This is a genomic window from Pseudomonas sp. NPDC089554, assembly GCF_050280645.1.
In the GTDB taxonomy this organism is placed as follows: Bacteria; Pseudomonadota; Gammaproteobacteria; order Pseudomonadales; family Pseudomonadaceae; genus Aquipseudomonas.
The window spans coordinates 93,765-107,712 of sequence record NZ_JBNNVR010000005.1; the positions used below are offsets into that span (position 1 = coordinate 93,765).

Consider the following 13,948-nt stretch of genomic DNA (forward strand, 5'->3'; position numbering starts at 1 on the left):
GGGCATCCATTTTCTTGTGTGCGCTTAGAAGCGGTAGCCCACTTCCAGCCAGTACTGACGGCCAACTTCGTAGCTGATCACGCTCACTGTCGAGCGAGCTGCCAGCTGGTTGACCTTGTCGGTGACGTTGGTGATATCGAGGTTGACGAAGAACGCCTGGTCCTTGCCGGTGGGAATGTCCCAGGCCAGGCGCATGTCCCAGGTCGGTGCGCCGGGGGTGGTGACGGTTTCGTAGCGGCTGTAGGTCTTGCCGTCGATCTCGGCGTCGGGGCTGACCTTCAGGACCTGGTCATAGGGGCCTCGGTAACGGAAGAAGTTGCTGACCTCAAGGTTCCACTGCGGGATATCGGTGATGGTGACCAGCCGTGCGGTCCAAGGGCGGTTGAAGTCGGCGGCTGGCAGCTCGTCGTAGGCCACCAGCTTGCCGTCGTACACCACCGGCTCGTTGTCCATTTCCTCGCGGTCCACCCCGGCTTCATAGGTAGAGCCATGGGCGCCTGTGCTTTGCGACCAGTTCAGCGCCAGCTGCACGCTGGTGCTGGTGCCGTTGAACTGCAAAGGTTTCATCGGCGTCGCGGTCAGGGTGACGGTCTCGGATTCGCTGGTGCCGGCGTTGAGGTACACCAGGTAGTCCTTGTTGTACCCGGCCGGAATGTCCTTCTCATCGAGGTTGTAGTAGGGGCGGGTGCGGTAGATCTGGTCGTGGCCCTTGCGGTTGACGTACTTGAGCTGGAAATCGGTATCGAGCCAGCGCTGGTTCAGGCCGAGCATCAGCTCGTCGTCGTAGGGGATGTCCATGGTGCGGAACTGGCTGTTGTTCTCGCTGCGGCTGGCCATGGCCCAGGCGGCGGTCTGGCTGGCGCGGGTGTAGCGGGTGTTGAAGGCCTGGCGGCCATCGGCCAGGCGGTACTTGAACAGGTTGCGCCCGTAGTAGCGGTTGGCGCCGAACACCAGCACGGTGCTGCGATCGCCGAAGAAGTCGTAGTCACCGGCAAAGCGCGGCGCCAGGGACTTCTTCTGCATGTAGTCGTCACCCTCGAAACGCAGCCCGGGGCGCAGGGTGAGGTTGCCGTAGCTGATCTGGTCTTCGATGAACAGCGCGTAGTCCCGCTGCGCCATGTCCAGCTTGCCGGCGCCGTACACCATCATGGCCGAGCCGTACTGGCGGTTCATGCCGTTGGGCAGGCGGCCGATGGAGCAGTACGGGTCGTTGCCTGCGCAGGTTGCAACGTTGTCGCGCCGCAGGGTGGTGATCGCCGTGGCGTCGTCTTCGCGCTCCCAGATGGCGCGTTGGTAACCCAGTTCCAGGCCGGTGGCCACGGTGTGCAGGGTGGAGCCTACATTGAACGTCTGCCATTCGGCCTTGAGCTTGTAGTCGATACCGCGCTGGTTCTGCTCCAGGCTGCCGTAGGCGCCTTCCTGGCTGCGTGGGGTGCTGGAGTCGTTGGGGTTGCCCCAGTTCTTGTCGGCAGACCAGTACCAGTTGATCCACTCGTCGCTCTCGGAGTCGCGCGAGGCATAGAGGTTGGTCAACGCCAACTGCTGGGTCCAGCGCGCGCTGTCACCTTCGTAGGTGGCCTTCAGCGAGCCCTGCCAGCCACCGTTGGTGTTGGTGAATTCGGAGTTGCGGCTGTCTTCGCGGAAGTAGGTGTTCTCTTGCGGGGCGTAGACGACCGAGGCGTCGAGGGTCAGGCGATCATTGACCGTCCAGTAGGTCTTGAGCAGGAAGTTGTCGAGGGCGCGGGTTTGTTCCTGCTCGTTGTCGTTGTCCGGGCTGTTGTAGCCGTTGGTGTAGGTGCGCAGCGGCAGGTACGAGCGCTTCTGCGAGAAGTTGAACAGCACGCCGAAGTCTTCGTTCAAGTGGCCTTCGAGGGTGCCGCGCAGGGTGGTTTTCTTGAATTCCGGCTGGCTTTGCTCGCTGGTGGAGTTCTCGAAGTCTTCCTTGTCTTCGCCGCTGATGTGGTAGCGCGTCCACTCCGAGCGGCTCAGGGCGTAGGAGATTTTGCCGTGCAGTTCCTGGGTCGGGCGGCGGGTGATGGCATCGACCACGCCGCCGTTGAAGCCGCCGTACTCCACCGGCACGTTGCTGTCGTAGACCTTGATCTCTTCGAGCAGGTCGGCGTCCAGGGCAATGCCGTGCGAGCGGCTGGGAGCCGAGTCGAATTGGCGGGTTTCGCCGTAGCCATGGGCGCCGGGGTCGAGGTCGTTGTTGATCGAGATGCCGTCGATCATGAAGTTGTTCTGGTAGAACTTGGCGCCGTTGATGCTGATGTCGGCGGGGTCGATCTCGCCGGGGGTCTTGGAGCTTTTCTGCTCGGTGCTGAACTGCACGTTGGGGTGCATCTGCAAGATCGTGGTGATGTCGCCATTGGCGCCGGGGAAGGCCTGCACGGCCTTGCGGTCGATCACCGTGGCGCCCATGAAGCTGTTTTCCTGGGTGTCGCCGAGGATCAGCGTGTTGTGCAGCTCGATGGCGCCGGTTTCGGCCTCGAGCAGGCGAAAGGTCAAGGTGCCGTATTCGTAGTCCCAGGTGATGCCGGTGCCCAGCAGCAGTTGCGCCAGCGCCGCCTGGCTGGCGAGCTGGCCGCGCACGGCGGTGGACTGCTGGCCGTCGAGCAGGCTGGAATCGACGCTGACTTGCAGGCCGCTCTGCTGGCCGAAGTTGATCAGCGCAACGGCCAGCTTCTGCGCCGGAATATCGAACGCATGGGTTTGCGCCATGACTGCGCCCGACGTCGGTTCTTCGGCCTGGGCCGAGACCACCGTACCGCTGTAGCACAGCCCGAGCAGGCCTGCGCTGGCCACTTGTGCCAGGTGCTGCGACCAACCCTTGCGGCTTGTTGTTTGAGTCATCCCACGTCCCCGCCCCGACATTCGCCGAGATGCAAAATTGAATACGAATCGATATCAGTTGTTGCGCGCGGGGAAGAAGACGGGGCAGTGCGGGGATTTTTCAGAAAATCGTGAAATTATTTTTGCGGGGCGGGTGCGGGTGGCTGTTGAGCCCGCTCAGGGCTTGCCCAGCACCAGCAGCCAAGGCCCATAGCTATTCACTTCGCCGCCATGGGGGCGGAGCACGGCGCGCAAGGCCGCCTCGGGCTTGCGCAGGTCGTACACGCCGGTCACCCGCCGGGTGCCCAGTGCATCGTCGCGCAGCAGTACCTTGCCGGGCAGGTAATGGGCCAGTGCCTGGACCACTTCGGCCACCGGCTGGTCATCGGCAATCAGCTGGCCCTGGCGCCAGGCTGCGGCTTGAGACGGCACGAACACGCTCAACTGGGCTTGCCCATCGAGGTAGCGCAGGCGTTGCCCGGCGGTCAGCGCGTTAGCCAGTACCTTGGCCGAGTCTTCGACCCGTACCGAGCCATGCTGCACGTCCACGCCGATGCTGCTGGGGCGCAGTTCCACGTTGAAGGCGGTGCCGGTGACCGTGACCCGAATGGCATCGGCGCGCACCTGGAAAGGCTTGGCCTTGTCGGGCATGACCTTGAAGAACGCCTGCCCAGTGAGCAGGCGCACGTCACGCTGGTTGTCGCTGTAGTCCACGCTGATGGCGGTGTCGCTGTCGAGCTGCACCACGCTGCCGTCCGCCAGGGTGATGTCGCGGGTCTCGCCTTGGGCGGTGCGGTAGTCGGCTTGCAGGCGCAGGGTCAATGACGGCGCAACGGCCAGCATCAGGCAGGCCGCCACAGCGGCGACCAGCCACCAGCGGCGCGTGTTCTTGTGCGCTACAGGCAGCGGCAGCACCTCGGCTGTGGCGGGCCAGTGCGCGCGGGTGGCGGGTGCCAGTTGCTCGCTCAATTGCCAAAGCTGCGCGGCCTTGCGGTAGGCCTCGGCATTGTCGGCATGCTGCTCCAGCCATTGTTCGAACTGCTCGCGCAGGGGCATGTCGTGAGGCGCCTGCTGAAGGCGCAGGAGCCAGTCCAGTGCCTGCTCGTTGCGGCTGCTGCTGAGGTCTGCTGACATCATGTCCGGCAAGTCTCCTGGAGGCTCGGGGGCGCGAAGGGTCGCACAGAGCAACCCCGTTGGGCAAAAGACGCGCCAGCGCGGCGTTTTTTCACAACTCGCCCCCCAGCCGTTCCAGGCAGTGGCGCAGGGCATCGCGCACCAGCTGGTGCACCAGGCTGACCGAAACGTCCAGGTGGGTAGCCACCTGCTGCAAGGTGTAGCCGCCCAGGCGGTGCATCTCGAAGGCGGTGCGGGTGCGCAGGGGCAATTCTTCCAGCGCTCGGCTGATGGCGCTCAGTTCGTTCTGTTGGCTGACGGCCTGCTCTGGCGAGGCGGTGCTGGCTGGCAGCTCGGCGAGAACTTCGTCGCCGCCGGGCTGGACCTTTTCGGTGGCGCTGCGACGGGTCTGGTCGAGCGCCAGGTTGCGCACGATGCGGTACAGATAGCTGGCGGGGTGGCGAATGTCTGCCTCGAGCGGCTGGCTGCTGAAGCGCAGCCAGGCTTCCTGGACCACATCCTCGGCGCGGGCGCGGCAGCCTACGATCGGCGCGGCGTAGTCCACCAGTGCCGGGCGGTGGGCCAGGTAGAGCTGCAGTTTGTCGTCCGCCACGGGGTGGTATGCCAGGGATGTCTCGGGGGCGGCGATGTTACCTGTTGTCGAGAATCATTATCAATAGCTATGCGACATGACCCTGTCTGCTGCTTCCCAGGTATGCCCGGGGAGCAGCAGGCGACGAGGTCAGGCGCGCTGGCTGAAGTGCGCCAAGGCCGGCAGCAGCTGCTTGTCGATGGCCTGGCGTACTGCCGGAAGAATGGTGGCGCTGCCGGTGTACATCTGCTCGACCATGCCTTTGAGTGCGCGTGCATTGGGCTCGGTCAACCCGCGTACCACAGTTTCGCAGGCCTGTTCGGCGCTGGCCCCGGCGGGAATGTCGAAGCCGCGGGCGCGCAGTTGGCCCAGCAGATCGTCCTGGTCAATCAAATCCGCATGCATCATGGTTTTTATCCTTCTCGCTGCTGTGATCTGCCCCCGATTCTGTGACCAACCCAACAGCCCGGCAAGGGCAGAATGCCGCAGTGGCTGCTTTGGCTAAGAACAGGTCGCTTACGGCTAAATCGTAGAAGAGGGGAGTGTGCACACTGAAGTCATTCACGGCACCCGAGGGCTTGGTCACCCTCACTCAGGCACAGTGGATGTTGCTCGCTCTCGCGCCCCGGTAGCTCACGGCTTTCCGGGGTTTTTTTTCTTAAGAGGTTTTGAGAACACCATATAGCTGATAGTTGTATCAGGTTACAAACTCTTATTTATTTGCTCTGATGATGAGGCTTAATTTCTAATTGGAGCGGAAGATGAAAAGACCAAGAGGGTATCTTATTCTGGCGTGTACGGGTTTCATGCTGGCAACTGCAAACGCAATGGCCGCTTCTCCTTCGGGAGGAAATGAAGATCGTGTACCGCAATTATTTTCAATTGAATCGACACCTGACCGCGCTACGCTGCAGCAAACAGGAAATGATTACATCCAGCGTCTGTTGACAGTCCCTTCAAATGAACAAATCACAGTGATCAAGTTGAACCCAGCGGTCGTCAGTCGCGAAACGCCAACGTTGGCTGTGACGTTGCCTGACGGTAAAGCTGCGCAGTTCAATTTGCGTGATTTTAATACGATTACCGCGGGTGTTCAGGGTTGGGTAGGCTATAAACCCTCTACCTGGAAGCCGACTCATGCGCCATCGGCCGCTGAAATCGATATCGACCCGCTGAATTACCTGTCCCTTGTCCGGGAGGGCGATGCACTGGTCGGCAGTATCATTGTCGACGGCCAGCTGTACCGAATAGACTCGGTCGGCTCAGGGCAGTATGCATTGATAAAGATCGACGAATCGAAGTTGCCGCCGGAGGCAGAAGCGCTTGAGTCGGAACAGGTAAATGCAGTCGATGACACGCATGCAAAGACCCCCCAGTCGAGCCACAGTATAATTCGCGTACTTTTCGTAGCGACCAATCAGCGGCGAGCCGCTTCACCCAATTATAAGTTGGAGTTGGCTAATGCGCTTAACGATGCGAACCAGTACATGCGCAACAGTGGCGTGGAGGTGACGTTGGAACTGGCGGGGTACTATGAGGGGCCCTATGACGAGTCCGCAAGATATTACACCCAGAAACTGAACGACCTTCGCCTGGCTCAGCCCTTTGCAGGAGAACTATTGAAGCGGCGGGATGAACTGGGGGCGCACCTCGTCACCCTGTACTCATCAGATCCAGCATTTTGTGGGATGGCGTGGTTAAATCCCGGCAAGGCTCAGGCACACTCTGTTATTACTTGCCCAACGGCCCTGGCGCATGAGATAGGTCATAACTTAGGTGCGAATCACAATTGGCAACCTGGAGACCCCGTCGCGAACCCACCCTATCAATATGGTTATCGTTACATGGGGGCACAGGACCGTTTTCGTACCCAAATGTCCTATGATTGCCCTGGAGCGAGCTGTCCGAGGCTGCCCTACTTTTCGAATACTTGGACGACCTGGCAAGGCTATCCTTTGGGCACTGCGGCCAACCACGATGTTGCGCGCCGCTTCAACGAGCAGCGGGAGAAATTTGAAGGTTTCTATCCGCCGGGGGGGCACCCGTTATCTTGAATTTGTATGAGCGTGACAATTTTGCGGGGCGTACCTGCAGTATCACACTGCAGAATCTGGATTTAAAAGGTCCTTGCATCCCACAACCCAGATCTGCCCAAGTACTAGGTGCTGCGGTAGGGTCAAAGCTCTGTATTGGTAACAGGTCGGCCATCCATGAATCTTGCTATCGCGTTGTCCGGGGCAATGGGAGGTATTCCGTTTCCAATTTGGATAATCCTCATAACTTGTCCCCCGATGTAACGCACCAAAAAGCCGGGGAGGGCGCTATCGGGCATTCGGATATTGTTCGCTATCAGCGCTTCTAACCCCTCACAACTGGCACGCGCCAATCGCTTGGTTGCAGCATGGGGCGTGCCAGTTGCTCATGGGTCATTGTTTAGTTTTTGCGTTGGGTAGCCGAAGGGTTCTGCCTACGTGTTCAGGTGTTGGCAAGTCGCGTTGCTGTTCAATTATTTGGTCTAGCGCTTGCAGGGTTCGTGCACTGAAAGGGGTCGAGCTTGGCCCTGCCAAATCCACGTGAAGCAACATCTGTTCACTTGCGGCCAAGGCTTCTTCAACGTCATTGCGATGCAGGCTGTGATAAATATGTGCGCGCTTGCGATCAATACCGATGATCTGCGTCTGCACCCATACTTCTGTGCCCAGCTTTACTTCGTGCAGGTAGTTGATGTGCGCCTCCAGGGTAAACAGCGAGTGGCCGCTTTGCCCACGGCTGTCGGCATCCAGGCCGATGCGCTCCATCAGCGCATCGGTGGCGTAGCTGAAGATCAGCAGGTAGAAGGCATCGCGCAGGTGCCCGTTGTAGTCGACCCAGTCCTCCTGGACCGGGGTGCGGTAGGTGATCAGTGCGGGCATGGTCGCTTCCTCAGTCGCCGAAGGCCATGCCGTGCTTGGCCTTGCTGTTCTTCACCGCTTCCAGCACGGCCAGCAGGGTGTCGTCGCGGTAGCGCTCGAGCTGCGCGATGCTGCGCTCGCCCAGTTGCTCGGAGGTGCCGTCGACCACGTCGTCGATCAGCTTGTCGGTCAGCTCCGGGGCCGGCAGGTAGGTCCAGGGCAGCTTGAGCGCCGGGCCGAACTGCGACATGAAGTGACGCATGCCGGCATCGCCACCGGCCAGGGTGTAGGTCAGGAAGGTGCCCATGAACGACCAGCGCAGGCCGGCGCCGAAGCGAATCGCGTCGTCGATTTCGCCTGTGCTGGCCACGCCGTCGTTGACCAGGTGCAGGGCCTCGCGCCACAGCGCTTCGAGCAGGCGGTCGGCGATGAAACCCGGTACTTCCTTGCGTACGTGCAGCGGGCGCATCCCCAGGGCGGTGTAGATGGTTTTCGCGGCTTCGATGGCCTCGGGCGCGGTGTTCTTGCCGCCGACGATTTCCACCAGCGGCAGCAGGTACACCGGGTTGAACGGATGGCCAACCACGCAGCGCTCGGGGTGGCTGGACGACTCGTAGAACTCGCTGGGCAGCAGGCCCGAGGTGCTGGAGCCGATGATCGCGTTGGGCTTGGCGGCGGCGCTGATCTTGGCGTGCAGGTCGAGCTTGAGCTCCAGGCGCTCGGGAGCGCTTTCCTGGATGAAGTCGGCATCGCGCACGCACTCTTCGATGGTCGCGACGAAGGTCAGGCGCTCTTGCGAGGCGCCTGGGGCCAGGCCTTGTTTTTCCAGGGCCGGCCAGGCGTTGGCGATGCGCTTGCGCAGGGCCTGCTCGGCGCCGGGGGCCGGGTCCCAGGCGACCACGTCCAGGCCGTGGGCCAGGGCGCGGGCCACCCAACCGCTGCCGATCACGCCGCTACCCAGGGCGGCGAAGGTTTTGATTTCGGTGATGAAAGGCATTGCGTGCAACTCCTGAAAGTAGGGCTTAGCGGCGCTTGAGGTTCATTTTTGCCCGGCCTTCGGCAGGGGTCAGCACGCGGGCGCCAAGGCGCGAGATGATCTCTACGGCGCGCTCGACCAGTTGGCCATTGCTGGCCAGCACGCCGCGGTCCAGGTACAGGTTGTCTTCCAGGCCCACGCGAACGTTGCCGCCGAGCAGGACCGCTTGCGCTGCCATCGGCATCTGCATGCGGCCGATGCCGAAGCCTGCCCAGGTGACGTTGGCCGGCAGGTTGTCGACCATCGCCTTCATGGTGGTGGTGTCGGCCGGCGCACCCCACGGGATGCCCAGGCACAGCTGGAACAGCGGGTCTTCGAGCAGGCCTTCCTTGATCATTTGCTTGGCGAACCACAGGTGGCCGGTGTCGAAGATCTCAAGCTCGGCCTTCACCCCCAGTTCGGTGATGCGCTTGGCCCCGGCGCGCAGTTGCGCGGGGGTGGAGACGTAGATGGCGTTGCCGTCGCCGAAATTGAGGGTGCCGCAGTCCAGGGTGCAGATTTCCGGCAGCAGCGCTTCGACGTGGGCCAGGCGCTCCAGCGGGCCGATCAGGTCGGTGCCGGCGCCGAATTCCATGGGCGATTCGCCTGGGCCGATCTCCAGGTCGCCGCCCATGCCGGCGGTGAGGTTGACGATGATGTCCACGTCGGCTTCGCGGATACGCTCCATCACCTCGCGGTACAGGTTCACGTCACGGCTGAAGCGGCCGGTCTCGGGGTCGCGGACGTGGCAGTGGACCACCGTGGCACCGGCCTTGGCGGCTTCCACGGCGGCTTCGGCGATCTGTTTCGGGGTCACCGGCACCAGGTGGCTCTTGGCGACGGTGTCGCCGGCACCGGTCAGTGCGCAGGTGATGATGACGTCATGGTTCATGTGGGTTTCCTTCAGGCGTGACGGGTCTGTTCGTGGCGTTGCGGCGACGAGTATTCGTGGGTGTCAGTAAGGGCCCTATCGCGGGGCGAGCCCGCTCCCACAGGGTTGGGGGAGAACCCTGGGGAGCGGTGTATCAGTTGGCGGTGAGCTTGATGTTCTCGGCCGCCGGCTTGCCGTCGAGGGTGGTGACGCCCTCGAGCCAGCGCGCTTTGTCTTGCGGGTGGTCCTTGAGCCACTGGCGGGCCGACTCCAGCGCGTCCTTGTGGTCGAGCAGCGGCTGCATCATGCGGCTCTCGGCTTCGGCGCTGAAGGTCAGGTTGGCCAGCAGGCGGCTGGCGTTGGGGCAGCTCTGGGCGTAGTCCGGCGCGGTCACGGTCCACACCGTGGCCTTGCCTTCATCCGGGCCTAGGGCGCCTTCGCTGCCGTCCAGGTAGGTCATGTCGATGTTCACGTTCATCGGGTGTGGCGCCCAGCCGAAGAACACCACCGCTTCCTTGCGCCGCACGGCGCGGTCGACCGCGGCCAGCATGCCAGCTTCGCTGGACTCGACCAGCTGGAACTTGCCCAGGCCGAACTGATCTTTCTTGATCATTTCCTTGATCTGGGTGTTGGCGCCCGAGCCCGGCTCGATGCCGTAGATCTTGCCGCCCAGCTCCTTCTGGAATTTCTGGATGTCGGCGAAGCTCTTCAGGCCCTTGTCGGCCAGGTAGGTCGGCACTGCCAAGGTAGCGCGGGCGTCTTCCAGGCTGGGCTTGTCGAGTACCTTGACCTGCTTGGCGTCGACGAACGGGGTGATGGTCTGGGTCATCAGCGGGTTCCAGTAGCCCAGGAACATGTCCAGGCGCTTGTCGCGGATACCGGCGAAGATGATCTGCTGCGAAGCGCTGGTCTGCTTGACCTGGTAGCCCAGGCCTTCGAGCAGCACCTGCGCCATGGCGCTGGTGGCGATCACGTCGGTCCAGTTGACCACGCCCAGGCGCACGTTTTTGCATTCGGCCGGTTCTGCGGCGAACACAGGGGAAACCAGGGTGGAACCGAGAGCAAGGGACAACAGACTGCGGCGGATAAAGCGTTGCATGGTGGCTCTCCATCGGCAGAACGTATTGTTATGGGGGCCGGCCTCTACGGGCCGTGTTCAAAAAGTTACGCGGGTGGCACAGTAGGAAATCGCACGCTGGCGACCAAGAATGGCACGCAAGCGACCACCTTGCCTGTGGAGCACGCAATGCCTGAAACCATCCAGTTCCTGTTGTTGCCCGGCTTCTCCGCGATCGGCTTCATCAGCGCGGTGGAGCCGCTGCGCGTGGCCAACCGTTTCCGTGGCCCGCAGTACCGCTGGCGCGTGCTGAGCCTGGATGGCGGCGCGGTATTGGCGAGCAACGGCATGTCGGTGAACGCCGACGCTGCCCTGGCCGAGGCCGAGCGTGCTGGCATGCTGCTGGTGGTGGCGGGGTTCGAGCCGTTGGCCGGGTTTGCGCCTGCGTTGCAGCATGCGCTGCGTCGCTTCGACCACGAGGGGATGATTCTGGGCGGTATCGACACCGGGGCGATGGTGCTGGCCGAAGCTGGCCTGCTCGATGGCTACCGCGCGACCCTGCACTGGGAGGCGCTGGAGGCGTTCAAGGAGCGCTACCCGCGATTGCAGGCGACCCAAGAGCTGTTCGAGATCGACCGCCGACGCATCACCTGCGCCGGTGGCACCGCCTCCATCGACCTGATGCTCGACCTGATCGCCCAGGCCCATGGCAGCGAGCTGGCGATCCAGGTGTCGGAGCAGTTCGTGCTGGGGCGCATTCGCCCGCGCCAGGACCACCAGCGCATGCAGATCGCCAACCGCTATGGCATCAGCAACAAGAAGCTGGTGAAGGTGATCGGCGAGATGGAGCGCAATACCGAGCAGCCGCTTAATACCCAGGTGCTGGCCGATGGCGTGCAAGTGACCCGGCGCCAGCTCGAGCGATTGTTCCGCCTGCACCTGGACGACACGCCCAGTGGCTTCTATCTAAGGCTGCGATTGGACAAGGCTCGGCAACTGTTGCGCCAGACCGACATGAGCGTGCTGGAGGTGAGCATTGCCTGTGGGTTCGAGTCGGCGTCGTATTTCACCCGCTGCTATCGGGCGCGGTTCGTGCGTTGCCCGCGTGAGGACCGGCAGGCGGTGGTGGTATAGCGGGTTCGGGGTCGGCCTCTTCGCGGGTAAACCCGCGAAGAGGCCAGTACAGACAGCAAAGCACTCACTGCTGCCCAATCGACTGCAAATACTCCGACCGGTCATCGCTACGCTGCGCCAAGCAGGTATTCCACGCCGCCTCGAAGGCCTTGTTGCCAGGCTTCTCGGCAAAGGTCTCGACCTTACAGTCGGCATCGCGCAATTGCGTCCACAGTTTCTGCGCCGCTTGCAGCTTGCCTACCAGCGACTCGGCCTGGGCACCCTCGTCGGCATACTGGTCGCGCACACGCAGTACCAGCTCGTCGAACGCCTCTTTCAAGCCTCGCTCGGCGGCCTGCTTGTTATAGGCCGCGCAGGCGTACTCCTGTTGCTCGCTGTCGACATTGTCGCAGGGCGTGCTTTCTTCCTCGGCGGCCTGTGCACCCAGCGCCACTGCAGCCAGCAGGGCCAGCCATGCCTTTGATTTCATCCGTTTTCTCCTGAGCGAGCGGTCGAGTCGCTGGCGATTCTCGCTCAGCCAAGGGGCGGCGTGAAGCGCCCTGACGAAAAGTTCATACACCGCTGACAAAGCCCTTATCGAGAGCCACTCTCATTACCGCAAGCCCTGGCGCAGAGCCCATGTCGCCCATTGACGCTTTCGGCAAACCCCCTGTCGTTTTTGCATCGGGACGCCCCCGGCCACAGGCATATGCTGGCCCCAAAGCGCCGACACACGATTCGGCGCGCAACGACTCGATAACAAGGGGACCGCCTGATGAGCCCAGCCGAACTACACGCCGACAGCATCGTCATCGATGGCTTGATCATCGCCAAGTGGAACCGCGAGCTGTTCGAAGACATGCGCAAGGGCGGCCTGACCGCTGCCAACTGCACCGTGTCGGTCTGGGAAGGGTTCAAGGCCACCGTCGACAACATCGCCGCCAGCCAGAAGCTGATTCGTGACAACAGCGACCTGGTGATGCCGGTGCGCACCACCGCCGACATCCGCAAGGCCAAGGAGCTGGGCAAGACCGGCATCCTCTTCGGCTTCCAGAACGCCCACGCCTTCGAAGACCAGATCGCCTACGTGGATGTGTTCAAGCAGCTGGGCGTGGGCATAGTGCAGATGTGCTACAACACCCAGAACCTGGTGGGCACCGGTTGCTACGAGCGTGATGGCGGGCTGTCGGGCTTTGGCCGCGAGATCGTCGCCGAGATGAACCGCGTCGGCATCATGTGCGACCTGTCCCACGTCGGCTCCAAGACTTCCGAAGAAGTCATCCTCGAATCGAAAAAGCCAGTGTGCTACTCCCATTGCCTGCCCTCGGGCCTGAAGGAGCACCCGCGTAACAAGTCCGATGCCGAGCTGAAGTTCATCGCCGACCACGGCGGCTTCGTCGGCGTGACCATGTTCGCGCCGTTCCTGGCCAAGGGTATCGACTCGACCATCGACGACTATGCCGAGGCCATCGAGTACACCATGAACATCGTTGGCGAAGACGCCATCGGTATCGGCACCGACTTCACCCAGGGCCACGGGCAGGACTTCTTCGAATACCTGACCCACGACAAGGGCTACGCCCGTCGCCTGACCAACTTCGGCAAGATCATCAACCCGCTGGGCATTCGCACCGTCGGCGAATTCCCCAACCTCACCGAAACCCTGCTCAAGCGCGGCCATTCCGAGCGCGTGGTGCGCAAGATCATGGGTGAGAACTGGGTGAACGTTCTCAAAGACGTCTGGGGCGAGTGAGTACTGCTGGGGCCTACTGCGCGCACCGATCGCTGCGTCAGGCCCTCACGAAAAGCTCGCCGTGCCTCGGCACTGTCTCGCTTTTCGCTTCGGCCCTTCCTTGCGCTCGGCGCGCTCGCTACGGCCCCAACAGCACTCACTGCGGCTTTTTATAAAAGCAAAAGCCAAAGCGGCTTTTGATCGAATCCTAAAAATTTTCTGGAGTTGAGTTTCCATGGCCAAGATCGCCCCGCAATTGCCAATCGAAGTCGACAGCGAGACCGGTGTCTGGACCTCCGATGCCCTGCCGATGCTGTACGTGCCGCGCCATTTCTTCGTCAACAACCACATCGGCATCGAGGAAGTGCTGGGCGCCGACGCCTATGCCGAGATCCTCTACAAGGCTGGCTACAAGTCGGCCTGGCACTGGTGTGAAAAAGAAGCCGAATGCCATGGCCTGGAAGGCGTGGCGGTGTTCGAGCACTACATGAAGCGCCTGAGCCAGCGCGGCTGGGGCCTGTTCGAGATCCAGGACATCGACCTGGACAAGGGCACTTGCAGCGTCAAGCTCAAGCACTCGGCGTTCGTCTATGTGTACGGCAAGTGCGGGCGCAAGGTCGACTACATGTTCACCGGCTGGTTCGCCGGCGCCATGGACCAGATCCTCGCTGCCCGCGGCAGCTCGATTCGCACCGTGGCCGAGCAGGTCTACGGTGGCTCGGAAGAAGGCCA

General features: G+C 62.2%; 13 protein-coding genes. 4 read left to right on the forward strand and 9 right to left on the reverse strand.

Going from position 1 to position 13,948, the window contains the following annotated elements:
• Positions 1 to 24: 24 nt before the first annotated feature.
• The 4 genes from ACQKPE_RS03255 to ACQKPE_RS03270 all read right to left on the reverse strand — a co-directional run bounded on the left by ACQKPE_RS03255 (position 25) and on the right by ACQKPE_RS03270 (position 4,945).
• Positions 25 to 2,853 (reverse strand): secretin and TonB N-terminal domain-containing protein, encoded by a 2,829-nt coding sequence (locus ACQKPE_RS03255; protein ID WP_427663328.1) that lies wholly within the window; start codon positions 2,851 to 2,853, stop codon positions 25 to 27.
• 156 nt (positions 2,854 to 3,009) lie between these two features.
• Entirely contained in the window at positions 3,010 to 3,969 is a 960-nt protein-coding gene (locus tag ACQKPE_RS03260) for a FecR family protein (protein WP_427663329.1), read from the reverse strand.
• Between the two features lie 88 nt (positions 3,970 to 4,057).
• A complete protein-coding gene (locus ACQKPE_RS03265) occupies positions 4,058 to 4,558 on the reverse strand; it encodes a sigma-70 family RNA polymerase sigma factor (protein ID WP_427663330.1) in 501 nt (166 codons plus the stop codon).
• A gap of 129 nt (positions 4,559 to 4,687) precedes the next feature.
• Positions 4,688 to 4,945, reverse strand: coding sequence for a hypothetical protein (locus tag ACQKPE_RS03270; protein ID WP_427663331.1), 258 nt, complete (start codon positions 4,943 to 4,945; stop codon positions 4,688 to 4,690).
• 353 nt (positions 4,946 to 5,298) lie between these two features.
• On the opposite strand from ACQKPE_RS03270, the gene ACQKPE_RS03275 reads away from it, so the two are divergent.
• Positions 5,299 to 6,591 carry a M12 family metallo-peptidase gene (locus tag ACQKPE_RS03275; protein ID WP_427663332.1) on the forward strand — a complete coding sequence of 431 codons (1,293 nt, stop codon included), beginning with the start codon at positions 5,299 to 5,301 and terminating at the stop codon, positions 6,589 to 6,591.
• A 372-nt stretch (positions 6,592 to 6,963) separates the two neighbouring features.
• On the opposite strand, the gene ACQKPE_RS03280 is transcribed toward ACQKPE_RS03275, so the two are convergent.
• The 4 genes from ACQKPE_RS03280 to choX form a co-directional block, all read right to left on the reverse strand.
• Positions 6,964 to 7,449: a thioesterase family protein gene (locus tag ACQKPE_RS03280; protein ID WP_427663333.1), complete on the reverse strand. Its 486-nt coding sequence runs from the start codon at positions 7,447 to 7,449 to the stop codon at positions 6,964 to 6,966.
• A 10-nt stretch (positions 7,450 to 7,459) separates the two neighbouring features.
• Positions 7,460 to 8,425: an L-carnitine dehydrogenase gene (locus ACQKPE_RS03285; protein WP_427663334.1), complete on the reverse strand. Its 966-nt coding sequence runs from the start codon at positions 8,423 to 8,425 to the stop codon at positions 7,460 to 7,462.
• Positions 8,426 to 8,450: 25 nt separating this feature from the next.
• The gene (locus ACQKPE_RS03290) at positions 8,451 to 9,335 is read right to left on the reverse strand and encodes a 3-keto-5-aminohexanoate cleavage protein (protein WP_427663335.1); all 885 of its coding nucleotides are present in this window, start codon (positions 9,333 to 9,335) and stop codon (positions 8,451 to 8,453) included.
• Positions 9,336 to 9,468: 133 nt separating this feature from the next.
• Positions 9,469 to 10,413 (reverse strand): choline ABC transporter substrate-binding protein, encoded by a 945-nt coding sequence (choX, locus tag ACQKPE_RS03295; RefSeq protein WP_427663336.1) that lies wholly within the window; start codon positions 10,411 to 10,413, stop codon positions 9,469 to 9,471.
• A 147-nt stretch (positions 10,414 to 10,560) separates the two neighbouring features.
• Here choX and ACQKPE_RS03300 point away from each other — a divergent pair, with 147 nt between their 5' ends.
• Entirely contained in the window at positions 10,561 to 11,505 is a 945-nt protein-coding gene (locus ACQKPE_RS03300; protein ID WP_427663337.1) for a GlxA family transcriptional regulator, read from the forward strand.
• Between the two features lie 64 nt (positions 11,506 to 11,569).
• Here ACQKPE_RS03300 and ACQKPE_RS03305 read toward each other — a convergent pair whose 3' ends face one another.
• The gene (locus tag ACQKPE_RS03305; RefSeq protein ID WP_427663338.1) at positions 11,570 to 11,974 is read right to left on the reverse strand and encodes a lysozyme inhibitor LprI family protein; all 405 of its coding nucleotides are present in this window, start codon (positions 11,972 to 11,974) and stop codon (positions 11,570 to 11,572) included.
• 285 nt (positions 11,975 to 12,259) lie between these two features.
• Between ACQKPE_RS03305 and ACQKPE_RS03310 the strand changes: the two genes are divergently transcribed.
• Both ACQKPE_RS03310 and ACQKPE_RS03315 read left to right on the forward strand, forming a co-directional pair.
• Positions 12,260 to 13,237, forward strand: coding sequence for a dipeptidase (locus tag ACQKPE_RS03310; RefSeq protein WP_016392223.1), 978 nt, complete (start codon positions 12,260 to 12,262; stop codon positions 13,235 to 13,237).
• 214 nt (positions 13,238 to 13,451) lie between these two features.
• A partial coding sequence (locus tag ACQKPE_RS03315; RefSeq protein WP_427663339.1) for a DUF5943 domain-containing protein occupies positions 13,452 to 13,948 on the forward strand: 497 nt, incomplete at its 3' end.

What these genes read in the sequence shown, in the direction of transcription:
- ACQKPE_RS03255 (WP_427663328.1), bottom strand. Translation starts at nt 2,853, where the DNA reads ATGACTCAAACAACAAGCCGCAAGGGTTGGTCGCAGCACCTGGCACAA.
- ACQKPE_RS03260 (WP_427663329.1), bottom strand. Translation starts at nt 3,969, where the DNA reads ATGATGTCAGCAGACCTCAGCAGCAGCCGCAACGAGCAGGCACTGGAC.
- ACQKPE_RS03270 (WP_427663331.1), bottom strand. Translation starts at nt 4,945, where the DNA reads ATGATGCATGCGGATTTGATTGACCAGGACGATCTGCTGGGCCAACTG.
- ACQKPE_RS03275 (WP_427663332.1), top strand. Translation starts at nt 5,299, where the DNA reads ATGAAAAGACCAAGAGGGTATCTTATTCTGGCGTGTACGGGTTTCATG.
- ACQKPE_RS03280 (WP_427663333.1), bottom strand. Translation starts at nt 7,449, where the DNA reads ATGCCCGCACTGATCACCTACCGCACCCCGGTCCAGGAGGACTGGGTC.
- ACQKPE_RS03285 (WP_427663334.1), bottom strand. Translation starts at nt 8,425, where the DNA reads ATGCCTTTCATCACCGAAATCAAAACCTTCGCCGCCCTGGGTAGCGGC.
- ACQKPE_RS03290 (WP_427663335.1), bottom strand. Translation starts at nt 9,335, where the DNA reads ATGAACCATGACGTCATCATCACCTGCGCACTGACCGGTGCCGGCGAC.
- choX (WP_427663336.1), bottom strand. Translation starts at nt 10,413, where the DNA reads ATGCAACGCTTTATCCGCCGCAGTCTGTTGTCCCTTGCTCTCGGTTCC.
- ACQKPE_RS03300 (WP_427663337.1), top strand. Translation starts at nt 10,561, where the DNA reads ATGCCTGAAACCATCCAGTTCCTGTTGTTGCCCGGCTTCTCCGCGATC.
- ACQKPE_RS03305 (WP_427663338.1), bottom strand. Translation starts at nt 11,974, where the DNA reads ATGAAATCAAAGGCATGGCTGGCCCTGCTGGCTGCAGTGGCGCTGGGT.
- ACQKPE_RS03310 (WP_016392223.1), top strand. Translation starts at nt 12,260, where the DNA reads ATGAGCCCAGCCGAACTACACGCCGACAGCATCGTCATCGATGGCTTG.